The following is a 23,363-nucleotide window of genomic DNA, read 5'->3' as shown; positions in this document are numbered from 1 at the left end:
GTGGCGGCGGTCTCGCCGGTCCGGCCGCGGCCCTTCGCTCCGGCCGTCCCGCCGCGCTCGGGTCCATCCGGCTCGCCGCCCTGCTCCTCGCCCTCGGCTGTCTCACCGGCACCCTCTGGGAAGGCCTCGACGACCGCGGCATCGCCCTCGCCTTCGGTGTGCTCGTCGGTGTCGGGGAGTGGGCCCGCTGGACCGGCGCCGAGGTACGGGAGGCCGCCCCGCTCGGCGCCGCCGGCGGCCTCGCCTACGCCCTGCTCGGCGCCGACGCCGGGGTCGCCTCGCACGACGGGGCCTTCCAGGTCGTCACCGTCGTCTGCGCGGCCTCGCTGCTCGGCAACGTCCCGCACATAGCCGACGGCCGGCGCCCCACCCTCGACCACCTCACCCGCCGCGTCCTCACCGTCGGCTTCGCCGCCGTCTGCTACCAACCCCTCTACCGCAGGGGCGCGTTGGAGCACTGGGGCGGACCGGCGTACGCCCTGCTGCTCGTCGCGCTCCTGGTGCTCACCGCGCTGTGCGACGCGGTGCTCGCCGCCGCGCAGGCCCACGCGCGGACGGGGTGGCCGTTCGGGCCGCTGCTGCGGGACGAGCTGCGCGGGCTGCTCGGCATCGGGTCCGCGGTCTGCGCCACCGGGGCCGTGATGGCACTGGCCGTCGCCGTCGTCGGGCTGTGGGCGCTGCCCGTGTTCTGCCTGCCCCTTCTTCTCACCCAGCTCTCCCTGCGCCGGTACGCGGCCGTCCGGGACACCTACCGGCAGACCATCGCCTCCCTGGCCCGCGCCACCGAGATAGCCGGGTACACCCCGGCCGGGCACGCCCGCCGGGTCGCCGCGCTGAGCCAGGCCGTCGGGCGGGACCTGGGGCTGTCCGCAGCGGAGCTCACCGTGCTGGAGTACGCGGCGCTCATGCACGACATCGGCCAGCTCAGCCTCGTCGACCCGGTGCCCGCCGGGGCCACCGCGGGGCTGCCGGCGGCGGAGCAGCGGCGGATAGCCCTGCTCGGCGGAGCCGTCGTACGGCAGACCGGGGTGGCCGCGGCGGTCGCGGTGGTCGTGGAGCGGCAGGCCGACCCCTACCGGGAGCAGCCGGTCGCCGCGCGGATCGTGCGGACCGTCAACGCGTACGAGGAGAAGGCCCGGGATTCCGGGCCCGGCGGTCCGCTGACGGCACTGGAGGAGTTACGGCTGGCGACCGCTGGGGACTACGCTCCGGAGGTTGTGGAGTCCCTGGCCCGCGTGCTCTCCAGAGACTGTCTGACCTTGCGCGCGGCTGGGTAACCCATGGGTAATGAGCGGCGCTCCCGTCGTACGTGGTTGGATGCGAGGGAGAGGGTGATGTCCGGGGGCACAAGCCAGCCCACTGTGCGGAACTGGAACTGGCAGGCGGGAATCGTGAGGATCTTCGGCAAGGGACGGCACCGGCCCTCCGCCTCCTGGCGGCAGGCCACCGACCGCGCGTTCACGCTGATCGGCGACGGCCGGTACGAGGACGCGGGCGAGCTGCTGACGCGCGCAGCCGACCTGGAGCCCTGGCTGTCGGAGTCCTGGTTCAACCTCGCCCTGCTGCACAAGTTCCGGCACGACTGGGAGCAGGCACGGGCCGCCGGGCTGCGTGCGGTGGCCCTCCTCGACCGGGAGACCGGGGCGCCCGACTGGTGGAACGTGGGCATCGCGGCGACCGCGCTGCAGGACTGGCCGCTGGCGCGGCGGGCCTGGCAGGCGTACGGGCTGCGGGTGCCGGGAGGGGCCACCGCAGCCGCTGAGCCGGACGGCATGGACCTGGGCAGTGCCGCGGTGCGGCTGTCCCCGGAGGGGGAGGCCGAGGTGGTGTGGGGGCGGCGCCTTGACCCCGCCCGTATCGAGGTGCAGTCCATCCCGCTTCCCTCGTCCGGGCGGCGCTGGGGCGAGGTGGTCCTGCACGACGGGGTGCCGCACGGCGAGCGGACCACGGCGACCGGACACGCGTACCCCGTCTTCGACGAGATCGAGCTGTGGGCGCCGTCGCCGGTGCCGACGTGGGTGGTGCTCCTCGAGGCGGCGACGGAGGCGGACCGGGACGCGCTGGAGCAGCTGGCGGGGGACGCGGGGTTCGCGGCGGAGGACTGGTCGTCCTCGGTGCGGCTGCTGTGCCGGATGTGCTCGGAGTCACGGATGCCGTCGGACGAGGGTGACGGGGTGCATCTCGATCCCCACGACCACAGTGAGCCGGGGCATCCTGGGCCGCTGGGACACCGGACGGACGGGCAGCTGTGGGTGCCGGAGCGGGAGTGCGGGATCGCTGCGCCGGCCTCGCTGGTGCGGGGGTTGCTGGACGGGTGGGTTGCGGACAGTCCGGATTCCAGGGATTGGCGGGATCTGGAAGAGGTCTGCTGAGGTCGTGTTTCGAGTGCGGCTGCGTGGGGGCTGATCGCGCAGTTCCCCGCGCCCCCAAAAGCAGACACGTACCCTGTACCTGCAACATCCCCCCCGCTTTACCTAGGAAGGCTTACGTCGGTCATGGCGCAGCAGGACACCGATCAGCAGCACGCGGGCGTGCTCCCCGTGGATGACGAGGGGTTCGTCGTCGACACCGAGGGGACCGAGGAGCGCGAGAACGCCTGGCGTGAGCGGGGGACGTCGCGGCCCATCACCGTCGTCGGGAACCCGGTGCTGCACAAGGAGTGCAAGGACGTCACCGAGTTCGGGGCGGAGCTGGACCAGCTCGTCGCCGACATGTTCGCCAGCCAGCGGACCGCCGAGGGCGTCGGCCTCGCCGCCAACCAGATCGGCGTCGACCTGAAGGTCTTCGTCTACGACTGCCAGGACGACGAGGGCGCCCGGCACGTCGGCGTGGTGTGCAACCCGAAGCTGGTCGACCTGCCCGCCGACAAGCGGCGGCTGGACGACAGCAACGAGGGGTGCCTGTCGGTGCCCACCGCCTACGCCCCGCTCGCCCGGCCCGACTACGCCGAGGTCACCGGGCAGGACGAGAAGGGCAACCCGATCAAGGTGCGTGGCACCGGTTACTTCGCTCGGTGTTTGCAGCACGAGACCGACCACCTGTACGGCTACCTGTACATCGACCGGCTCTCCAAGCGTGAGCGCAAGGACGCGCTGCGGCAGATGGCCGAGAACGAGCCTCGCTACCCCGTGGTCGCCAACGACTGATACCCGGGGAGCGCTGCAGGACAGTTGTGACGCCTGGTCGGGCCTGTTCCGACCAGGCGTTCGTCATGTTCGGTCAGGCTCGCTCGTCTGTGCGTCGTACATTCGATCCTTTGTGCACCCCTAGCGAACCCTAATCAGTCACACAAGGGGAGATTCTCGGCACTGTGGGGTAGTGAGTGAAGCAAATCCGTTCCCAGACCGGTCAGTTGTGGTGCTGAATAGTAACTGCGGGGATACGCAACGGCGCACGCCCGGCACAGCGGGAGGGGCGTGCGCACCTGGCTCGGCTGAGAGGGGTTTGTTCGTGCATGCTTTCTCACACAGCACCACATCGACGCCGACGGCGGTCGCGGTCCCACCGCAACTCGCCCTCCCGGTGATCGAGGCCGAGTTTCCCCGGCAACTGCATCCGTTTTGGCCACGGCTACAGGAGAAGACGCGCCTCTGGCTGCTGGAAAAGCGGCTGATGCCGGCGGACAAGGTGCGGGAATATGCCGACGGTCTTTGCTACACCGACCTCATGGCGGGGTACTACCTGGGCGCGTCCGACGAGGTCATCCAGGCGATATGCGACTACAGCGCCTGGTTCTTCGTCTGGGACGACCGGCACGACCGTGACGTCGTGCACGGCCGGTCGGCCGACTGGCGACGGCTGCGGTTCCGGCTGCACGCGGCCCTCGACGCGCCCCAGCACCATCTGCACCACCCGGACACCCTGGTCGCCGGGTTCGCCGACAGCATCGCGCGGTTGTACACGTTCCTGCCCGGGACCTGGAACCGGCGGTTCGCCCGGCACTTCCACGAGGTGATCGAGGCCTACGACCGCGAGTTCCGCAACCGCACCTCGGGATACGTTCCCGGGGTCGAGGAATACCTGGCCCTTCGGCGCCTCACCTTCGCCCACTGGATATGGACGGACCTGCTGGAGCCGAGCGCCGGGACCGAACTCCCGGATGCCGTGCGGAAAAACCCCGCGTACCGCCGGCCGGCGCTGCTCAGCCAGGAATTCGCCGCCTGGTACAACGACCTCTGTTCGCTGCCGAAGGAAATAGCGGGCGACGAGGTGCACAACCTCGGAATCAGTCTCGTCACCCATGAGGGAATGAGCCTGGAGCAGGCCGTCGAGGAAGTCAGGCGACGCGTCGAGGAATGCATCAGCGAATTCCTGGCCGCCGAGCGGACCGCACTGCGGTTCGCCGAGGAACTCGACGACGGCACCGTGCAGGGAAAGGAAATCGGCGCCGCCGTCACGGCCTGCGTCGGCAACATGCGGAACTGGTTCAGTTCCGTCTACTGGTTCCACCACGAATCCGGCCGTTACATGGTCGACAGCTGGGACGACCGGTCCACGCCCCCGTACGTCAACAACGAAGCGGCAGGTGAGAAATGACCGTCGAGTCCGTGAAGCCCGCGACCGCGGAGGCTTCCGCACACGGTGAACTGCGCGAACCGCCCCTGGCCGGCGGCGGTGTGCCGGTCCTCGGGCACGGCTGGCGGCTGGCCCGCGACCCGCTGGCCTTCATGACCCGGCTGCGCGCCCACGGCGACATGGTGCGCCTCAGGCTCGGCCCCAAGGAGGTCTACGCCGTCACCACCCCCGAACTCACCGGCGCCCTCGCCCTGAACCCCGACTTCATCATCGCGGGCCCGCTGTGGGAGTCCCTGGAGGGACTGCTCGGCAAGGAGGGCGTCGCCACCGCCAACGGCCCCCGTCACCGGCGCCAGCGCCGCACCATCCAGCCCGCGTTCAACCTCTCCGCGATCCCCGCGTACGGGCCGGTCATGGAGGAGGAGGCGCACGCGCTGACCGAACGCTGGCAGCCCGGCGCCACCGTCGACTGCACCTCGGAGTCCTTCCGGGTCGCCGTCCGGATCGCCGCCCGCTGCCTGCTGCGCGGCGAGTACATGGACGAGCGCGCCGAGCGGCTCAGCGTCGACCTTGCGAGCGTCTTCCGCGGTATGTACCGGCGGATGGTCGTACCACTCGGCCCGCTGTACAAGCTGCCGTTGCCGGCCAACCGTGAATTCAACCGCGCGCTGGCCGATTTGCATCTCCTCGTCGACGAGATCGTCGCCGAGCGCCGGGCATCTGGTCAAAAGCCGGACGATTTGCTGACGGCATTGCTCGCGGCGAAGGACGAGAATGGCGACCCCATCGGGGAACAGGAGATCCACGACCAGGTGGTCGCGATACTCACCCCCGGCAGCGAAACAGTCGCCTCCACGATCATGTGGCTGCTCCAGGTCCTCGCCGAACACCCCGAACACGCCGAGAAGGTTCGGGCCGAGGTCGAATCCGTGACGGGCGGTCAGCCGGTTGGTTTTGAGCACGTTCGCCGGCTCACGCACACCAACAATGTCGTCGTCGAGGCGATGCGTTTGCGGCCGGCCGTATGGATATTGACCCGGCGGGCCAAGACCGACACCGAGCTCGGTGGCTATCGCATTCCGGCCGGGGCCGACATCGTCTACAGCCCGTACGCCGTCCAGCGCGACCCGCACTCCTACGCCGGGCACCTCGACTTCGACCCGGACCGCTGGCTGCCGGAGCGGGCGGCGGACGTGCCCAAGTACGCCATGAGCCCCTTCAGCGTCGGCAACCGCAAGTGCCCCAGCGACCACTTCTCCATGACCCAGCTCAGCCTGATCACGGCGGCCCTGTGTGCCAAGTACCGCTTCGAGCCGGTCGCGGGGTCGGACGACACCACCCGGGTGGGCATCACCCTGCGCCCGCAGCGGCTGCTCCTCACACCCGTGCCCTGGTGACCCGCCGGCCGGCGGACCACGCCTGATACCGGCGCGCGCTCAGGCGGCCTGCGGGCCCCGGAACGCGCGCCGGTAGGCGTTCGGCGTCGTACCCAGCGACTTCACGAACTGGTGCCGCAGTGCGGCCGCCGTCCCGAACCCGGTCCGGCCCGCGATGGCGTCCATCGTCTCGTCCGTCCCCTCCAGCAACTCCTGTGCCAGCAGTACCCGTTGCCGCAGGATCCAGCGGTACGGCGTGGTGCCGGTCTCCTGCTGGAAGCGGCGGGCGAAGGTGCGTGGGGCCATCAGGGCGCGGGCGGCCAGCTGCTCGACGGTGACCTCCTCGTCAAGGTGCTCCGTCATCCAGGCCAGCACCTCGCCGACCGTGTCGCAGGGGCCCTCGGGCAGCGGGCGCTCGATGTACTGGGCCTGGCCGCCGTCCCGGTGCGGGGGCACCACCATCCGCCGGGCGATCTTCGTGGCGATCTCGGGGCCCTGCTCCTTGCGCACGATGTGCAGGCAGGCGTCGATGCCGGCCGAGGTGCCGGCCGAGGTGATCACCGGGTCCTCGTCGACGTACAGCACGTCCGGCTCGACCCGCGTGCGGGGGAAGCGGCGGGCCAGCAGGTCCGCGTGCCGCCAGTGCACGGCGCACCGGCGCCCGTCCAGCAGCCCGGCCGCGCCGAGCACGAAGACGCCGGAGCAGACGCTGAGCACCCTGGCGCCGCGGTCCACCGCCCGGCGCAGCGCGTCGAGCAGCTCGGGCGGGTGCTCCCTCGTGACGTTGGCGTCCGAGGCCGGCACCGCGATCAGATCGGCCTCTTCGAGTCGGTCCAGGCCGTACGGCGTCGAGACGGTGAGGCCGGGCACGTGGGTGCCGAGCGCGGGACCCTCCGCCGAGACCACCGCGAAGTCGTACACCGGAAGCCCCTCGTCGGAGCGGTCGAGGCCGAAGACCTCGCAGACCACCCCGAGCTCGAAGGGGTGCACACCGTCGAGGAGCACCGTGGCCACGTTCTTCAGCATGCTGCCAGTGTGCCTCGTGGCTGGCAGTAATTCGAGGGTGTGTGGCAGTGCTGCCACTCACGGTAAGGAGTCTGCGGCGCGACAGTGGTGTCCATGAACGGAAACCAGATCGAAGGTCTCGTCGGAATGGTCCTGGTCCTCGGCATCCTGGTCCTCATGGCCCTCCCGTCCGTGCTCGGCGTCCTGCGCGACAGGCGCATCGACCGGCAGATCAGGGAGGCCCATGAGGACCGCGGGGACCGGGAGAAGCCCGGGAAGGCTCAGAAGTCCTCGTCCAGGTCGACCGTGCCCTCCACCGCCACCTGGTACGCGGACGGGCGGCGCTCGAAGAAGTTCGTCAGCTCCTGAACCCCCTGCAGCTCCATGAAGGAGAACGGGTTCTCCGAGCCGTACACCGGGGCGAAGCCAAGGCGGCCGAGGCGCTGGTCGGCGACGCACTCCAGGTACTGGCGCATCGAGTCGGTGTTCATGCCGGGCAGGCCGTCGCCGCACAGGTCACGGGCGAACTGCAGCTCGGCCTCGACGGCCTCCCGGAGCATGTCGGTGACCTGCTGCCGCAGTTCGTCGTCGAAGAGCTCCGGCTCCTCCTTGCGGACGGTGTCCACCACGTCGAACGCGAAGCTCATGTGCATCGTCTCGTCACGGAACACCCAGTTGGTGCCCGTGGCGAGACCGTGCAGCAGGCCCCGGCTGCGGAACCAGTAGACGTACGCGAAGGCTCCGTAGAAGAACAGGCCCTCGATGCACGCGGCGAAGCAGATGAGGTTGAGCAGGAAGCGGCGGCGGTCGGCCTGGGACTCCAGGCGGTCCAGGTTCTCCACCGAGTCCATCCACCTGAAGCAGAACTCGGCCTTCTCGCGGATGGAGGGGATGTTCTCGACCGCCGCGAAGGCGGCCGCGCGGTCCTCCGGGTCGGGCAGGTAGGTGTCCAGGAGCGTCAGGTAGAACTGGACGTGCACGGCCTCCTCGAACAGCTGCCGGCTCAGGTAGAGCCGCGCCTCGGGGGAGTTGATGTGCTTGTACAGCGTCAGCACCAGGTTGTTCGCCACGATCGAGTCGCCGGTCGCGAAGAACGCGACCAGCCGGCCGATCAGGTGCTGCTCCATCGGGGACAGCTTCGCGAGGTCGGCGACGTCGGAGTGGAGGTCGACCTCCTCCACGGTCCAGGTGTTCTTGATGGCGTCCCGGTAGCGCTCGTAGAAGTCGGGGTAGCGCATCGGGCGGAGAGTCAGCTCGAAGCCGGGGTCGAGCAGGTTCTTGTTCTGGGCGGTCATTACTGGCAGGCCTCGCAGGACTCGGGGTTTTCCAGGGAGCAGGCGACGGCGTCTTCGGGGGCCGCCTGCTGGACGGGGATGGTGGCCTGGGCCCGGGCGGCGCGGGCGATCCGGGTCGCCGGGCGCGAGCGCAGGTAGTACGTCGTCTTCAGGCCCGACTTCCAGGCGTACGCGTACATCGAGGAGAGCTTGCCGATGGTCGGCGTCTCCAGGAACAGGTTCAGGGACTGGGCCTGGTCCAGGTACGGGGTGCGGGCGGCGGCCATGTCGATCAGGCCGCGCTGCGGGATCTCCCAGGCGGTGCGGTAGAGATCGCGCACGTCCTCGGGGATCCAGACGAAGTCCTGCACCGAGCCGTTGGCCTCGCGCAGCGCCTCGCGGGTGCGGGCGTCCCAGACGCCGAGGTCCTTGAGGTCCTGCACCAGGTAGGAGTTGACCTGGAGGAACTCACCGGACAGCGTCTCGCGCTTGAAGAGGTTCGAGACCTGCGGCTCGATGCACTCGTAGACGCCCGCGATCGAGGCGATGGTGGCGGTGGGGGCGATGGCGAGCAGCAGGCTGTTGCGCAGGCCGGTCGTCGCGATCCGCGCGCGCAGTGCCGCCCAGCGCTCGGGCCAGGTGAACTCGACGCCGTAGTGGTCGGGGTGCAGCACCCCCCGCGCGGTGCGGGTCTTCTCCCAGGCCGGCAGCGGGCCGCTGCGCTCGGCGAGGTCGGCGGAGGCCTCGTACGCGGCGAGCATGATCCGCTCGGCGATCCGGGTGGACAGCGCCTTCGCCTCGGCGGAGTCGAAGGGCAGCCGCAGCTTGAAGAAGACGTCCTGGAGGCCCATGGCGCCCAGCCCCACCGGCCGCCACCTGGCGTTGGACCGGCCGGCCTGCTCGGTGGGGTAGAAGTTGATGTCCACGACCCGGTCGAGGAAGGTGACGGCGGTGCGCACGGTGTCGTCGAGCCGCTCCCAGTCGATGCCACCGGTCGCCGTGTCGACGAAGGCGCCGAGGTTCACCGACCCCAGGTTGCACACGGCCGTCTCGCCGTCGTCCGTGACCTCCAGGATCTCCGTGCAGAGGTTGGAGGAGTGGATGACGTGGCCGGGGGTGGCCGTCTGGTTGGCGGTGCGGTTGGCCGCGTCCTTGAACGTCATCCAGCCGTTGCCGGTCTGCGCGAGGGTCCGCATCATCCGGCCGTACAGGTCACGGGCCGGGACGGTCTTGCGGGCCAGCCCGGCGGCCTCGGCCCTGCGGTACGCCGCGTCGAACTCGTCGCCCCACAGGTCCACGAGTTCCGGCACGTCGGCGGGGGAGAACAGCGACCACGGCTCGTCCGCGTTCACCCGGCGCATGAACTCGTCAGGGACCCAGTGCGCGAGGTTGAGGTTGTGGGTACGGCGGGCGTCCTCACCGGTGTTGTCGCGCAGCTCCAGGAACTCCTCGATGTCGGAGTGCCAGGTCTCCAGGTAGACCGCGGCCGCGCCCTTGCGCCGGCCGCCCTGGTTCACGGCGGCGACCGAGGCGTCCAGCGTCTTCAGGAACGGCACGATGCCGTTGGAGTGCCCGTTGGTGCCCCGGATGAGCGACCCGCGGGACCGGATGCGGCTGTACGACAGACCGATGCCGCCGGCGTGCTTGGAGAGCCGGGCGACCTGGTGGTAGCGGTCGTAGATCGAGTCCAGCTCGTCCTTCGGGGAGTCGAGGAGGTAGCAGGACGACATCTGGGGGTGCCGGGTGCCGGAGTTGAAGAGGGTCGGGGAGGACGGGAGGTAGTCGAGGCGGCTCATGAGCCCATAGAGCGCGGCCACTTCGTCCACCGACCTGACGGTGTCGTCCTCGGCGAGACCGGCGGCGACCCGGAGCATGAAGTGCTGGGGCGTCTCGATCACGCGACGGGTGATCGGGTGCCGGAGCAGGTACCGGCTGTGCAGCGTGCGCAGGCCGAAGTAGCCGAAGCGGTCGTCGGCGGCCGGGTCGACGAGCGCGTCGAGGCGGGCCGTGTGCAGCCGGACGAACTCGGCGGTCCGGTCGGCGATGAGGCCCTCGCGGTGCCCCACCGCGACGGACTCGGTGAAGGACGTCACGCCCTGCGAGGCGGCCTCGGCGCGGATGGAGACGGTGAGCAGACGCGCGGCCAGCCGCGAGTAGGCGGGGTCCTCCGAGATCAGACCGGCGGCGGCCTCGGTGGCCAGCTCGCGCAGTTCCGCCTCGTCGGCCCGCGCCGACCGGCCGCGCAACGCGGCGGCGGCGACCCGGCCGGGGTCGGCGTCGGGGAGGTCGGCGGTCAGCTCGGTCAGGGTCCGCAGCAACGCGGTACCAGGACCGTCCCCTTCCACGGATGCCGCCAATGCTGCGGATGCCGCGGATTCCCCGGAAACGGCCGCTGAAGCCGGGTCGGCTGGCGCGATGGTCACGTGGGGCTCTCCCTCGCTGGGCACGGGGCCTGGCGGAGGGCAGGGGGCAGCACGAGCGCGCGGGCACGCGTCGAGACCCTGGCCCACTCCACGAGGCCCGGACGTCAGAACGCCCTGACCGGGTGGCCGGGCGTGCTGTCGGCAGGTCCTCGGACTGACTCCTGTGCACGAACACGCACAAGTACACCGTTGCGGGACAGTTCCGGATTCGCACCGGATTCCCCTGCGGCGACAGCGAGCATGAGCATACATCTAGTGCCGGGCTGTCACGTCACCCCCAGATGTTGTGTCGCGGCGGTGTCAGAGCGTCAACTCGTAGGTGAGGAGAGTGATGTCCGCCAGCTCTGGCAGGGGACTCCAGTCCCGGTCCGGTGTGCGGACGAAGCCGAGGCGTTCGTAGAGCCGGTGGGCGGTGTGCATGGTCCGCTGGGTGGACAGCACGACGGCCGTGCAGCCCGGCACGGCCCGTGCGCGGTCCACGCAGGCCCGCACGAGGGCCTCGCCGGCGCCCCGGCCGCGGGCGGCCCGGGTGACGGCGAGCATCCTGATCTCGGCCTCCGAGGGGGCGGCGATGTCGGCCATGGGACCGGGGCCAGGGGCGAAGGTGACACCGCCGAGGAGGGTGCCGCCGGCCACGGCGACGAGGACGGTGGCCGCGGCTGCCCGCTTCGCCACGTCCCTGAGTTCGGTGAGATACGAGTCGCTCTCCCCGAAGTCCAGGAGGCCGTCCTGAAGGTAGGCCTGGGCGGTGAGCTCGCCGAGAGCGTCGTACTCGGCGGGGTCCGCGGGCCGGATCGTGATGTCCATGCCGCCGAGTCTGCCGGAGGGCTCTGCCGACGTGCTCCCGGATTTCCGGGGTGCCACCTTCCCCGTCCGGGCCGTGCGCGCAGTCGAGTTGCGGGGCCGGAAGGGAGTGCTTCCATGGAGTTAGGTGCCCGCGGGTCCTCCGTACCGAGAGCCGTCTCGCAAGGAGAGGCACCATGACGAGAATCGTCCGTCACCCGCCGGGCAAGGTACGGCCACGCAGCGCGCCGATGGCGACGCTGGACCTGCGACGCGCGGGCAGCCGGGTCGGATCCGGCCTCGTGGGCCGGTGGCACGCCCTGACGATCCGTCTGGAGGCCCGCCGCGGCGCCACCCGGCCCAGGAAGTGGCACCGGTGGGTCTCCTACGCCAACGTCACGAGGGCCGTCTGGCTGGTCGCCGCGCTGGCCTTGCTCGCCTGGACCGGCGAGGGGGTGTACATCCTCGCCACGAGCGAGTCGACCGGATTCGAATCATGGCGCAAGCACAACAGCGTGGGGTTCGATACCGTCAGAGGATTCGTCGGCCCGATCCTCGCCGCCTCCCTCGCCGCCGCACTCTTCCTGTTCTGGTGGTACCGGTGGACCAAACGGCGTTACCTCGCCAAGGCGCTGCGCGATCCCCGCAGACTGGTGCCCACCGCGGGCCCCGACACCGCCGAGATAGTCGGCCGGGACGAGATCGCGCAGGTCATCGCCGAACGGCTGCGGGAGCGCGACACGCGCCGGCCCTATCTGCTGGTCGGAGGCGTCGGCGCCGGCAAGACCGCCGTCCTCGTCCGGCTCACCGAACTCCTGGCCCACCAGAACGCCGTACCGGTGCCGATCCGGCTCCGCGACGCGGTGGACGGATCCGGCCTGAACTTCGAACGTCTGGCCAGGCGACGCTTCGCCGACGAGGCGCCCAAGGGCATCCTGGCCCGTACCAAGACCGACCGGGTCTGGCAGCAGCTCCTCGCCGACGACAAGCCGGTCGTCCTTGCCGACGGTCTGGAGGAGGCCCTCCTCGACGACGGCCATGAACAGAACCGGGACAACGTCATCCGCCAGGCCATCGAACGCGCCCACGAGGAGAAACTTCCCCTGGTCATCGCCTCACGGCCGCACAGCCCGCTGGAGAACACCTCCGCCGCGATCGTCGAACTGGAACCGCTCGGCGAGGACGCGGCAGTGCGCTTCGTCGAGGCAGGCGTACCGGAGAGCGACGAGCGCCGGGTGGACTGGATCGTGGAGACGGCGGAGGTGACCGAGTCGCCGATCTACCTCCAGATCGCCCGCGAACTCCACCGGCGCGGAGCCCTGGACCACGACCGTCCGGACCATGATCCCCACCACCTGGACGCGCGCAGCCGCGACCGGGCCACCCTGCGGCTGTGGCTGCTGGAGAGCTGGGCCGAGGCAGTGTGCGAGGGGAAGCTGCGCGAGGACGTCGCACTCGCCCCGCAGGAGCGCCGCGACGCCCTCGAGCTGGTCTCGGCCCTGGCCTGTGTCGGCCTGCTCCAGGACAAACTGGAGGTCGGCCTCCCGGAGCTGCTCGCCCCGGAGGTCCTGCACCCCGGTCCGGCCCGGCGGGCCCGGGCCCTGGCGGAACGCGTGTGGGCCGACCGCGTGTTCGACCACTACGGCAAGCACGGCACCGTGCTCTCCGACTGGCACCGACAGCAGATCTGGGACGCGCTGTGCGAGCGGCTCGGCGACGAGGAACGCCGACGGCTGCGCGCGGGGAACCTCGACCAGTGCCAGGCCGGCCTCGCCCGTCTCGCGGCCCAGGCCGGCAGACTCAAGCTGGTGGAGGGCTCCGGGCGAAGGGTCCGCTTTCCGCACAGCATCATCCAGGCCTACCTCGGCTACCGCCTGCTGAACCAGCTGGGGGAGCGGGGTGCCGGGCAACTCGTCGAGGAGGCGCTGCAGCCGCCCGGTCCCAGCCGGGAACTGCTCATCGCGCTGGTGCTGTTGTCCCGGGTGCGGGAGGCGCGATCGCCGCACCCGGGGAGCGGGATGCGGGCCGCCGTGCGCAAGGGGGTCGCCGAGCGGGTCCGGCAGTCGCCCGTCGGGGGCCGCACGCCGGCCCAGCGGTTGTGTGACGCCGCGCGCCGTCGCACCGACGATCCGAAGGCCCTCGACCTCTACGCCGCGGCTCTGGAGATCGAGAGTGCGGAGCCCGATCCCCGCCGCCTGGGCGACATCGTGGCCGCTGTGCGCGAACGCTGGCCCGCCGTCAAAGGTGACCGCCGCACGCTGAGGGACGCCAAGCGCAGACTGCTCAAGCAGCTCGGAGCCGCGCTGCGCAAGGTGTCCGACCGGGTCGACACTGCCCCGCTGTACTGGGAGCTCTTCCAGGTCGGCGTCGAGGAGTCCTCCTACTCCATCCGCCTGGCCATCGCCCAGGAGTTCGGCGCCGGCGGCAACCCCGCGTTCGCCGTGATCCGCGAGCGGGTCGGTCTGAACAGCGACCCGGTGAGGGAGTACGAGGACCGGCTCGGCCGGCTGAGGGCGTGGAAGCGGCGCGAGTACGAGACGTGGGCCGCGGACATGGCGCGTGCGAGGTCGGCCAAGTCGCTCTCGGGCACCGTGTCGACCGAGCGCGTCCGGCAGCTTCAGCAGGACCGGAAGGAGCTCAACCGGCGCTACCGCGAGCAACGGGTCTGTCTGTTCCGGGAGTTCGTGATGCGGGCCTGGATGGTCCCGATGCTCCTGGGTTCTGTCGACGAGGCCCACCGTGACGAGGCGCGGGAGCGCCTCGCCAAGTGGCTGCGCCACCTCGACCCGAACTTCACCGGCGGCGCCGCCGACCTGCCACTCGCCCTGGAGGCCGCGCTGGCCCAGGGCTTCAAGTACGCGGCCAACCGGCGCCGGCGGTATCCGGAGACCTACCCCGGTGGGCGCGCCGATCTGATTCGGCAGGCGGAGACCGTGCTGCAGCAGTCACGGTGCTGGTACGCGCAGCTCAGCCTGCTGCACGCACTGTGCCTGTGGGAGCTCGAGGACTGCGCCGACGGCAGCGGGGCCTCCGCGGTGCAGACCGTGCAGCGGTGGCTGTCGATGACGGGCACCGTGAACGCGCCGCCGGGGCGGGCCGACGCGTCCGGCGGGACGCCCCGGCGGTGCCTGCACCCGTTCGTCGCCGAAGCCGGTGACCTGGTGGCCCTCGCCCTGGAGACGGGGCAGCCCGAGCGGTTCCTGTGGATCGACGAGAAGGGCACGGCCGACAACATCGGGGCCCGCGCCGACACCTGTGGGGGCCACCGCAGGCACAGCCTGTGGATTGCGCCGTCGGTCGGCTGGAGCACCCTGGATCCGCGCGCCCAGCGGCTCGTCGCCGACGTACTGGTCATGCTGAATCTCATCGAACGGGACGGGCATCCGGACGGGGTCGAGGAACGCCTGGCCCGTGCGGAGCAGCCGGGTATGCCGCTGCCGCCGTGCATCCGTGCGAACCGGGAGCCGCTGCGGCCTGGACTGCGGATCGGCACGTCCACTCCGCCCGAACCGGGCGTGACCTGTCTGCCCGACTGCAAGTTCCAGCTCTGCCCGTACCCGCCGCGCGGCTGGCTGCCCCGTGGGGAGATCCGCGAGCCGTTCTGCCGCCAGCAACAGGCGCTGCTGCCGGGCGGCGTACGGCGCTGGCTGCCGCGGGGGCTGCACCGGAAGACGCCGCGCTGGGTCGGGATGCGGGTGCGCGAACTGGACCGGTTCTGGGACGAGATGGCCCGGCGGACGAGGGAGTAGCGGCGGAGGGGGAAGCCGAAAGCGGGCCGCCGAGGGGGAATTCCCCGGCGGCCCGCTGCGGGTCGTGTGTGGCTGGTCGCGCGGTTCCTCCCCCAGCCTTCGGCCGGGGGTACCCCCGGCGCCCCTAAAGGGGCGCTACCGCCGGGGGCAGTTCCACCTCCACGTCCGGGTCGCCCGCGTCCGCCGTGTAGTCCTCGGGGCTGGTCTCGTCGATGCCCTCGGGGGCCTTGAAGGCCTTCAGGGCGAAGGTCAGGACCACCGTGACGACCACGTTCATCACGAACGCCGTCAGGCCGATGTAGCCGATCTGGCCGAGGCCGGGGATGTCCTTGGACGAGCCGCCGAAGTGCGCCTGGGTCGGGGAGGCCACGCCGTACGCGGCGACCGTGCCGTAGACCATGCCGACCGCCCAGCCCGCCAGCAGGGCCCAGCGGTGGAACCAGCGCGTGAACAGGCCGCCGACCAGGGCCGGGAAGGTCTGCAAAATCCAGATGCCGCCGAGCAGCTGGAAGTTGATGGCGACCGTCTTGTCCATGGTGAGGACGAAGATCAGCGCGCCCACCTTCACCAGCAGCGACACCAGCTTGGAGACCTGGGCCTCCTGCTTGGGCGTGGCGTCCGGCTTGATGAAGTCCCGGTAGATGTTGCGGGTGAAGAGGTTCGCGGCCGCGATGGACATGATTGCTGCGGGGACCAGGGCGCCGATGCCGATCGCCGCGAAGGCCACGCCCGCGAACCAGTCCGGGAACATGTTCTCGAACAGCTGGGGGATGGCCAGCTGGCCGTTGGTGACCTTGACGCCGGCGGCGATGGCCATGAAGCCCAGCAGGGCGAGCAGGCCCAGCATCAGGGAGTACAGCGGCAGGATCGTGGTGTTGCGGCGGATCACGTCACGGCTCCTGGAGGAGAGCGTCGCGGTGATCGAGTGCGGGTACATGAACAGGGCCAGCGCGGAGCCCAGCGCCAGGGTGGCGTACGTCCACTGGCCGGCCGCGGGCGGGACGAGGCCGCCGGCTCCCGCCGCCGTGAACTTGTCGCCCGCCTTGGCGAAGACGTCGTCGAATCCGCCCAGCTTGATCGGGATGTAGATGATCGCCACCGCGATGACGATGTAGATCAGCGCGTCCTTCACGAACGCGATCAGGGCGGGGGCGCGCAGGCCCGAGGAGTAGGTGTAGGCCGCGAGCACCCCGAAGGCGATGAGGAGCGGGAGGTCCTTCACGAACCAGTTGGTGCCGTCGCTGCCGCCGACGCCCATCACGTCCAGCACCGCCTGGATGCCGACGAGCTGCAGTGCGATGTACGGCATCGTCGCCAGGATGCCGGTCAGCGCGACGGCGAGCGAGAGGCCCTTGGAGCCGAAGCGGCCGCGCACGAAGTCCGAGGTCGTCACGTAGCCGTGGCGGTGCGAGACCGACCACAGACGCGGCAGGAACGTGAAGATCAGCGGATACACCAGGATCGTGTACGGCACCGCGAAGAAGCCGGCCGCGCCCGCCGCGTAGATCGCCGCCGGTACGGCGACGAAGGTGTACGCCGTGTACAGGTCGCCGCCGAGCAGGAACCAGGTGACCCAGGTGCCGAACGACCGGCCACCGAGACCCCATTCGTCGAGGGAGTGCTCGTTCTCGGCCTTGCGCCAGCGCGCGGCCAGGAAACCCATGGCCGTGACGGCCAGGAAGAAGAAGATGAAGACGCCGAGCGCGACGCCGTTCACACCGTCCTTCACTGCTGCGCACCCCCGTCCGTGCTCGTCGCGGTCTCGGCCCTGCGGGTGCGCTGGTCGCGCTGCCACAGCCGGTACGCGGTCATGGTGAGCGCGGTGGAGAGCAGCACCCACAGCATCTGGTACCAGTAGAAGAACGGGATCCCGATGAAGACCGGGTCCGTCTTGGCGTACGAGCCCACCCAGAGCATCGCCACGAAGGGCGCTATCAGACAGACGGCGATGGCGACGCGTATGGGCGTCACCACCGCCGCTTTGGTCACATCGGAGGCATCTGACATCTCGCGGCTCCGTCCCCTCACTGACCGCACGGCGATCACCGTTGTTCACCTGTGTAATGCGCAGGCAATCATGGCGAACGCGAAAGGTCAGCGGAAGACCTCATCCGCATATCGGTATGTCGATTCGGTGGAGAAGAGTGAGGTGCCGTCAGGGGACCGTGGTGCGATCGAGGTCAGTCCTGGGGCCGCTTGAGCCGCGCGACGAACTTGTAGCGGTCGCCGCGGTACACCGAGCGCACCCATTCCACCGGCTGGCCGTCGCGGTCCAGGGAGTGGCGGGAGAGCATCAGCATCGGCAGGCCCACGTCGGTGCCGAGCAGGCCGGCCTCGCGCGGGGTCGCCAGCGAGGTCTCGATGGTCTCCTCGGCCTCGGCGAGATGGACGTCGTACACCTCGGCGAGGGCGGTGTACAGGGACGTGTACTTGACGAGGGAGCGGCGCAGGGCGGGGAAGCGCTTCGCGCTCAGGTGCGTGGTCTCGATCGCCATCGGCTCGCCGTTGGCCATGCGCAGCCGCTCGATGCGCAGCACGCGCCCGCCTGCCGATATGTCGAGCAGTCCGGCGAGCCGGTCGTCGGCGGTGATGTAGCCGATGTCCAGCAGCTGCGAGGTCGGCTCCAGGCCCTGGGCCCGCATGTCCTCCGTGTACGAGGTGAGCTGGAGCGCCTGGGAGACCTTGGGCTTGGCGACGAAGGTGCCCTTGCCCTGGATGCGCTCGAGCCGGCCCTCGACGACGAGCTCCTGGAGGGCCTGGCGGACGGTGGTGCGGGAGGTGTCGAACTCGGCGGCCAGGGTGCGCTCGGGCGGGACCGGGGTGCCGGGGGCCTGTGTCTCGGTCATTTCGAGCAGGTGCTTCTTCAGGCGGTAGTACTTGGGCACGCGCGCGGTACGGACGGCTGTCCCGCTCTCGTTCTCCGCACTGCTGACGTCGGTGCTCATGCTCCGCCTTCCCGGCTTATTGACGCGGCTCGCCTCGTGGCACGGCAGCGTACGGGATTCGCCCTGCACGCTGCGTGATCCCCTCTGTATACCGTCGCGCGCGCTGTTGGTCTAGTCCACCGAGCAAGTGGTCTACCGGAATTGTCTCGTCCGCGCCTCGGGTTTTCGAGGGGTTCTTACTTAAAGGTTCCTGCATATGTAGGTCGCATAACGGCTGGTCGGAGCCTATTCGGCCACCCTTGACAGGCCTGGTGGTCTGGGCCAAGCTTCCCGCACTGGTCTACACCATTGGTCCAGGTCCCGGCCCAACGCTCGTGCGGGGAGGCAGGGGGGTTTGTGGCATCCCTGAGGAGGGTGGCGTGAAGCGCAAGCTGATAGCCGCGATTGGTATCGCGGGCATGGTCTTCTCGGTCGCGGCGTGTGGCAGTGACAACAAGGACGACAACAAGTCCCAGGGCTCGGACGCCAAGGCGCTGACCGTGTGGCTCACGGTGGACGCGCAGAACAACTGGCCCGACCTGGTCAAGGCCGCCGACGCCGCCGTGCAGAAGAAGCACCCCGGCATCAAGATCAACCACGAGTACTACGGCTGGCCGGACAAGAACACCAAGCTGGACGCCGTCCTCGCCACGGACAAGGCCCCCGACGTGGTCGAGATGGGCAACACCGAGATGCTCAGCTACATGGTCAAGGGTGCCTTCGCCCCCGTGGACGCCTCCCAGTTCACCAGCTCGGACCAGTGGCTCGACGGCCTCAAGGCCTCCGTCACCTACCAGGGCAAGACCTACGGCGTGCCGTACTACGCCGGTGGCCGCGTCGCCAACTGGCGCAAGGACATCGCCGCCTCGGCCGGCATCAAGACCACGCCGAAGACCTACACCGAGCTGACCGCCGACCTGGACAAGATCCAGAAGAAGGAAGGCGACAAGTTCAGCGCCTGGTACCAGCCGACCCGTGACTGGTACGCGGCCATGTCCTTCGTCTACGACGCCGGTGGCTCCATCGCCGTCGAGAACGGCGGCAAGTGGCAGGGCAACCTCTCCTCGGCCGAGTCCATCAAGGGCCTGACCGAGTTCAAGAACGTCATCGACAAGTACATGCACGGTGACAAGACCAAGGACGAGTCCGACCGCTACATCGTCTACGGCCAGGGCAAGTCGGCCATGATCTTCGGTGCCGCCTGGGAGGGCGCGACCGCGGCCGACCCGAAGAACGACAAGACCGGCGGCAAGCTGAAGGACAACCTCGTCAACTTCGTGATGCCCGGCCCGTCCGGCAAGAACATGCCGGTCTTCCTGGGCGGCTCCGACCTCGCCATCCCGGTGAAGTCGAAGGCGCAGGGCGTCGCCGCCGAGTGGATCAACGCGTTCACCGGTCCCTCCGGCCAGAAGGGCCTGATGGCCAAGGGCAACCTGCCGAACAACAAGACCGACCTCGCCACGCTGAAGAACGACCCGGCGACCGCGGTGCCGGCCGAGGCGGCCGCGTCCAACTGGTTCGTGCCGATGGCGCCGGGCTGGGGCCAGGTCGAGAAGGCCCAGGTGCTCCAGACGATGCTGCAGAACATCGGCACCGGCAAGGAGAGCGTCGAGGCGGCGGCCAAGGAGGCCGACGCGGCGATCGACAAGGTCATCAACACCCCGTAACGGTCTGCGGCCGGGCCTGGGCGACGGGGGGGCCAGGTCCGGCCGGTGGGTTGCAAAAGAGGATGCCGCGTCGGGTTGTGGGGCCACTGCGGGTGCGTTGTGGCTGGTCGCACAGTTTCCCGCGCCCCTGACGGGGCGCGGCACCTGACGTTTCTTGAACCGCTTAGGAGCGCACGATGAGTGCCGTTGATACGACCACACCCGCCAAGGTGCCGGCACCTCCACCGGACTCCCCGCACAGACCACGTGCGAACCGGCGTTCGGGCGGGCCCGCCGTTCCCTGGCTGCTGCTCGCCCCCTGCCTGCTGATCCTGGCGCTCGTCCTCGGCTACCCCCTCTACCGGCTGGTCACGCTCTCCTTCCAGGAGTTCGGGCAGTCCCAGCTGTGGGGGTTCAAGCCGGCCGAGTGGGTCGGGTTCGGGAACTTCTCCGAGGTGCTCGGCGACAGCGAGTTCTGGCAGGTCGTGCTGCGCACGATCGTCTTCGCGGGCGGCTCCGTCGTCTTCACCATGGTCGTCGGCATGCTCGTCGCGCTGCTGCTGCAACGCGTCTCCGGCTGGGTGAAGACACTGGTCAACATCGCGCTGGTGGCCAGCTGGGGCATGCCGGTCATCGTCGCCACCACGGTCTTCAAGTGGCTCTTCGACTCCGACTACGGCATCCTCAACGCCCTGCTCAGCAAGCTCCCCGGGGTCGACATGGTCGGCCACAACTGGTTCGCCAGCGGACCCGAGGGGCTCGCGGTGATCATGCTCCTGGTGGTCTGGGGAGCGGTCCCCTTCGTGGTCATCACGCTCAGCGCCGGACTCACCCAGGTCCCCAAGGAACTGGAGGAGGCCGCCCGCCTCGACGGCGCCGGCCCCTGGGGCGTCTTCCGCTACGTCACGCTGCCCATCCTCAAGCCGGTGATCGTGATGCTCACGACGCTCTCGGTCATCTGGGACATGGGCGTCTTCCCGCAGGTCTTCGTGATGCGCGGCGGCCACCCCGAGGCCGAGTTCCAGCTGCTCACCACCTGGTCCTACGACCGCGCCTTCGTCGTCAACGACTACGGACAGGGCTCCGCGATCGCCCTGCTCACCGTGGTCCTCCTGCTCGGCGTCGTCGCCGTGTACATGCGCCAGATGCTGCAGATCGGAGAGGTCGAATGAGCACCGTAGCCACCCCCGGCCGCAGGAGGGCGAAGGCCGGCTGGAACCTCCTCGGCCTCCTCGTCTTCGTCGTCGCGGGCTTCCCCGTCTACTGGATGCTGAACACGGCGTTCAAGCCGGCGAAGGACGCCATCGACCCGGACCCGAGCCTGTTTCCCACCGGCTTCACCCTGTCCAACTTCAGCCGCGCGCTGGACATCGCCGACTTCTGGGGCCCGGTCGGCCGCAGCCTGATCGTGTCCCTCTCCGTCGTGGTGATCGGCATGGTCATCGGACTGCTGGCAGCCCTGGCCATCTCCCGGTTCGCCTTCCGCGGCCGCAAGGTCGTGATCGTCGGCATCCTCGCGGTCCAGATGATCCCGCTGGTCGCCATGATCATCCCGGTCTTCCTGCTCCTCAACGACCTGGACCAGTACGACAAGCTCAGCGGCCTGATCATCACCTACCTGACCTTCATCCTGCCGTTCACGGTGTGGACCCTGCGCGGCTTCATCGTCAACATCCCGAAGGAGCTGGAGGAGGCCGCCATGGTCGACGGCTGCTCCCGCACCGGCGCCTTCGTCCGCGTGGTCTTCCCGCTGCTCGCCCCCGGCCTGGTCGCCACCTCGGTCTACGGCTTCATCCAGGCCTGGAACGAGTACCTCTACGCCCTGATGCTGCTCAGCCAGGAGCACCAGACGGCGACCGTCTGGCTCGCCAACTTCACCACGAAGCACGGCACCGAATACGCCCCGATGATGGCCGGCGCCACCATGCTCGCCGTGCCGATCGTCGTCCTGTTCCTCCTCGTCCAGCGCAAGATGGCCGCGGGCCTCACCGCGGGCGCCGTGAAGGGATAACCCCATCCGATGACGACATTCGCCAGCGGTACGGACACACTCACGCGCGACGCGCTGACGGTCCTCCAGCCGGGCTTCACCGGCACCACCGCCCCCGACTGGGTACTGCGCCGACTCGGCGAGGGCCTCGCCTCGGTGGGCGTGTTCGGCCGCAACATCATCTCGGCCGAGCAGCTCTCGGCCCTCACCGCCCAGCTGCGCGCCGAGCGGGACGACGTCCTGGTGGCGATCGACGAGGAGGGCGGTGACGTCACCCGCCTGGAGGTGCGCACCGGTTCCTCCTTCCCCGGCAACCACGCCCTCGGCGCCGTCGACGACCCGGAGCTCACCCGGCAGGTCGCCCTCGAACTGGGCCGCCGCCTCGCCGCCTGCGGGGTCAACTTCAGCTGGGCCCCGGTCGCCGACGTGAACTCCAACTCCGCCAACCCGGTCATCGGCGTCCGCTCCTTCGGCGCCGACCAGGACCTGGTCGCCCGGCACACGGCGGCCTACGTCACCGGCCTCCAGGCGTCCGGGGTGGCGGCCTGCACCAAGCACTTCCCGGGCCACGGCGACACCGCCGTCGACTCCCACCTCGCCATGCCCCGCATCGACGCGAGCGCCGAGGTCCTCGGCGCCCGCGAACTGGTGCCCTTCCGCGCCGCCATCGCCGCCGGCAGCCGCGCCGTGATGAGCGCGCACATCCTGGTCCCCGCCCTGGACCCGGCCCGGCCCGGCACGCTGTCCCACCGCGTCCTCACCGAGCTCCTGCGCGGCGAACTCGGCTACGACGGCCTGATCGTCACCGACGGCATCGAGATGCAGGCCATCGCCGGGACCTACGGCATCGAACACGGCACCGTCCTGGCGCTCGCCGCCGGCGCCGACGCGATCTGCGTGGGCGGCGGCCTCTCGGACGAGGAGACGGTGCGACGGCTGCGCGACGCCCTGGTCGCGGCGGTCCGCTCCGGCGAACTGCCCGAGGAGCGCCTGGCGGACGCGGCGCGGCGGGTGCGGGCACTGGCGACCTGGACGGCCACGACGGAGGTGGCCCAGCCGGACCCGGCCCTCACGGACATCGGCCTCGTCGCCGCCCGCCGCGCGCTTCATGTGACGCGCGTCGACCCCTACACGCCGCCGGCCGGGCCGCTCTTCGTCGCCTCCCTCACGCCCGAGACCAACATCGCCGTGGGCACGGAAACCCCGTGGGGCGTCTCCGCCGAGCTGACCCGGCTCGTGCCCGGCACCGAGACCGGCAGCTTCGCGGGGGAGGACGCGGGCCATGCGGCGATCGTCGCGGCGGGGGACCGCCGGATCGTCGCCGTGGTCCGGGACGAACACCGGCATTCCTGGATGACCGCGGCCCTGGACACCCTGCTCAAGGCCCGCCCCGACACGGTCGTGGTGGAGATGGGCGTACCGCAGGCCACGCCCCGGGGCGCCCTGTACATCGCGACGCACGGCGCGGCCCGGGTCTGCGGAGTGGCGGCGGCCGAGGTCATCGCGGGCGTGAGCGCGTAGCAAATCCCTTCGGGGTGGGGGGGGGGGGGGGGGGGGGGGGGGGAGAGGGGGGGGGGGGGGGGGGGGGAGAGGGGCTGGGTGAGGACTTGTCCTATATGCTGGACGACGGCTACCACCTGACCGTGCACCGCGGCAGGACCTGAACGGGCCCACGCCC

General features: G+C 70.2%; 18 protein-coding genes and 1 riboswitch. Of the genes, 11 read left to right on the top strand and 7 right to left on the bottom strand.

Going from position 1 to position 23,363, the window contains the following annotated elements; genetic code table 11:
• The first annotated feature begins 65 nt into the window (after positions 1-65).
• The 5 genes from ACZ63F_RS18770 to ACZ63F_RS18750 all read left to right on the top strand — a co-directional run bounded on the left by ACZ63F_RS18770 (position 66) and on the right by ACZ63F_RS18750 (position 5,912).
• Positions 66-1,277 carry an HD-GYP domain-containing protein gene (locus ACZ63F_RS18770; RefSeq protein ID WP_469712518.1) on the top strand — a complete coding sequence of 404 codons (1,212 nt, stop codon included), beginning with the start codon at positions 66-68 and terminating at the stop codon, positions 1,275-1,277.
• A 114-nt stretch (positions 1,278-1,391) separates the two neighbouring features.
• Positions 1,392-2,372 carry a hypothetical protein gene (locus ACZ63F_RS18765; protein WP_469712516.1) on the top strand — a complete coding sequence of 327 codons (981 nt, stop codon included), beginning with the start codon at positions 1,392-1,394 and terminating at the stop codon, positions 2,370-2,372.
• 123 nt (positions 2,373-2,495) lie between these two features.
• Complete coding sequence (gene def, locus ACZ63F_RS18760; RefSeq protein WP_093499178.1) at positions 2,496-3,146, top strand: peptide deformylase; 651 nt, start codon at positions 2,496-2,498, stop codon at positions 3,144-3,146.
• Positions 3,147-3,450: 304 nt separating this feature from the next.
• The gene (cyc1, locus tag ACZ63F_RS18755; protein ID WP_469712515.1) at positions 3,451-4,536 is read left to right on the top strand and encodes an epi-isozizaene synthase; all 1,086 of its coding nucleotides are present in this window, start codon (positions 3,451-3,453) and stop codon (positions 4,534-4,536) included.
• Complete coding sequence (locus ACZ63F_RS18750; RefSeq protein ID WP_469712276.1) at positions 4,533-5,912, top strand: bifunctional albaflavenone monooxygenase/terpene synthase; 1,380 nt, start codon at positions 4,533-4,535, stop codon at positions 5,910-5,912. The genes cyc1 and ACZ63F_RS18750 overlap by 4 nt, the downstream gene beginning before the upstream one ends.
• A gap of 39 nt (positions 5,913-5,951) precedes the next feature.
• On the opposite strand, the gene ACZ63F_RS18745 is transcribed toward ACZ63F_RS18750, so the two are convergent.
• The gene (locus tag ACZ63F_RS18745; RefSeq protein WP_469712275.1) at positions 5,952-6,917 is read right to left on the bottom strand and encodes a helix-turn-helix domain-containing protein; all 966 of its coding nucleotides are present in this window, start codon (positions 6,915-6,917) and stop codon (positions 5,952-5,954) included.
• A 93-nt stretch (positions 6,918-7,010) separates the two neighbouring features.
• Between ACZ63F_RS18745 and ACZ63F_RS18740 the strand changes: the two genes are divergently transcribed.
• Complete coding sequence (locus ACZ63F_RS18740) at positions 7,011-7,265, top strand: hypothetical protein (RefSeq protein WP_469712274.1); 255 nt, start codon at positions 7,011-7,013, stop codon at positions 7,263-7,265.
• Here ACZ63F_RS18740 and ACZ63F_RS18735 read toward each other — a convergent pair.
• The 3 genes from ACZ63F_RS18735 to ACZ63F_RS18725 all read right to left on the bottom strand — a co-directional run bounded on the left by ACZ63F_RS18735 (position 7,178) and on the right by ACZ63F_RS18725 (position 11,400).
• Positions 7,178-8,191: a ribonucleotide-diphosphate reductase subunit beta gene (locus ACZ63F_RS18735; protein WP_469712272.1), complete on the bottom strand. Its 1,014-nt coding sequence runs from the start codon at positions 8,189-8,191 to the stop codon at positions 7,178-7,180. The two genes, ACZ63F_RS18740 and ACZ63F_RS18735, sit on opposite strands and share 88 nt — an antisense overlap.
• Complete coding sequence (locus tag ACZ63F_RS18730) at positions 8,191-10,593, bottom strand: ribonucleoside-diphosphate reductase subunit alpha (RefSeq protein ID WP_469712271.1); 2,403 nt, start codon at positions 10,591-10,593, stop codon at positions 8,191-8,193. Before ACZ63F_RS18730 ends, ACZ63F_RS18735 begins: the two co-directional genes overlap by 1 nt.
• A 100-nt stretch (positions 10,594-10,693) precedes the next feature.
• Positions 10,694-10,851: riboswitch (cobalamin riboswitch) on the bottom strand.
• A gap of 42 nt (positions 10,852-10,893) precedes the next feature.
• The gene (locus ACZ63F_RS18725; protein WP_469712270.1) at positions 10,894-11,400 is read right to left on the bottom strand and encodes a GNAT family N-acetyltransferase; all 507 of its coding nucleotides are present in this window, start codon (positions 11,398-11,400) and stop codon (positions 10,894-10,896) included.
• 173 nt (positions 11,401-11,573) lie between these two features.
• Here ACZ63F_RS18725 and ACZ63F_RS18720 point away from each other — a divergent pair, with 173 nt between their 5' ends.
• Entirely contained in the window at positions 11,574-15,125 is a 3,552-nt protein-coding gene (locus tag ACZ63F_RS18720) for an NACHT domain-containing protein (protein ID WP_469712269.1), read from the top strand.
• 124 nt (positions 15,126-15,249) lie between these two features.
• Here ACZ63F_RS18720 and mctP read toward each other — a convergent pair whose 3' ends face one another.
• The 3 genes from mctP to ACZ63F_RS18705 form a co-directional block, all read right to left on the bottom strand.
• Positions 15,250-16,854: a monocarboxylate uptake permease MctP gene (gene mctP / locus ACZ63F_RS18715; protein ID WP_469712267.1), complete on the bottom strand. Its 1,605-nt coding sequence runs from the start codon at positions 16,852-16,854 to the stop codon at positions 15,250-15,252.
• Positions 16,851-17,132: a DUF3311 domain-containing protein gene (locus ACZ63F_RS18710; RefSeq protein ID WP_469712266.1), complete on the bottom strand. Its 282-nt coding sequence runs from the start codon at positions 17,130-17,132 to the stop codon at positions 16,851-16,853. Before ACZ63F_RS18710 ends, mctP begins: the two co-directional genes overlap by 4 nt.
• Before the next feature lie 173 nt (positions 17,133-17,305).
• A complete protein-coding gene (locus tag ACZ63F_RS18705) occupies positions 17,306-18,070 on the bottom strand; it encodes a GntR family transcriptional regulator (protein ID WP_469712265.1) in 765 nt (254 codons plus the stop codon).
• A 359-nt stretch (positions 18,071-18,429) separates the two neighbouring features.
• On the opposite strand from ACZ63F_RS18705, the gene ACZ63F_RS18700 reads away from it, so the two are divergent.
• The 4 genes from ACZ63F_RS18700 (at position 18,430) to ACZ63F_RS18685 (ending at position 23,206) form a co-directional block, all read left to right on the top strand.
• Positions 18,430-19,716: an extracellular solute-binding protein gene (locus tag ACZ63F_RS18700; RefSeq protein ID WP_351957898.1), complete on the top strand. Its 1,287-nt coding sequence runs from the start codon at positions 18,430-18,432 to the stop codon at positions 19,714-19,716.
• 176 nt (positions 19,717-19,892) lie between these two features.
• Complete coding sequence (locus tag ACZ63F_RS18695) at positions 19,893-20,867, top strand: carbohydrate ABC transporter permease (RefSeq protein WP_469712263.1); 975 nt, start codon at positions 19,893-19,895, stop codon at positions 20,865-20,867.
• On the top strand, positions 20,864-21,706 hold the full coding sequence (locus ACZ63F_RS18690; RefSeq protein ID WP_469712262.1) for a carbohydrate ABC transporter permease: 843 nt from the start codon (positions 20,864-20,866) through the stop codon (positions 21,704-21,706). Before ACZ63F_RS18695 ends, ACZ63F_RS18690 begins: the two co-directional genes overlap by 4 nt.
• A gap of 9 nt (positions 21,707-21,715) precedes the next feature.
• On the top strand, positions 21,716-23,206 hold the full coding sequence (locus ACZ63F_RS18685; RefSeq protein ID WP_469712260.1) for a glycoside hydrolase family 3 protein: 1,491 nt from the start codon (positions 21,716-21,718) through the stop codon (positions 23,204-23,206).
• Positions 23,207-23,363: the final 157 nt, after the last annotated feature.

The sequence above is a fragment of the Streptomyces sp. NPDC104761 genome (assembly GCF_055583445.1).
Note: the sequence above shows the minus strand (reverse complement) of the source record. Positions and strands in the feature narration are given on the sequence as shown.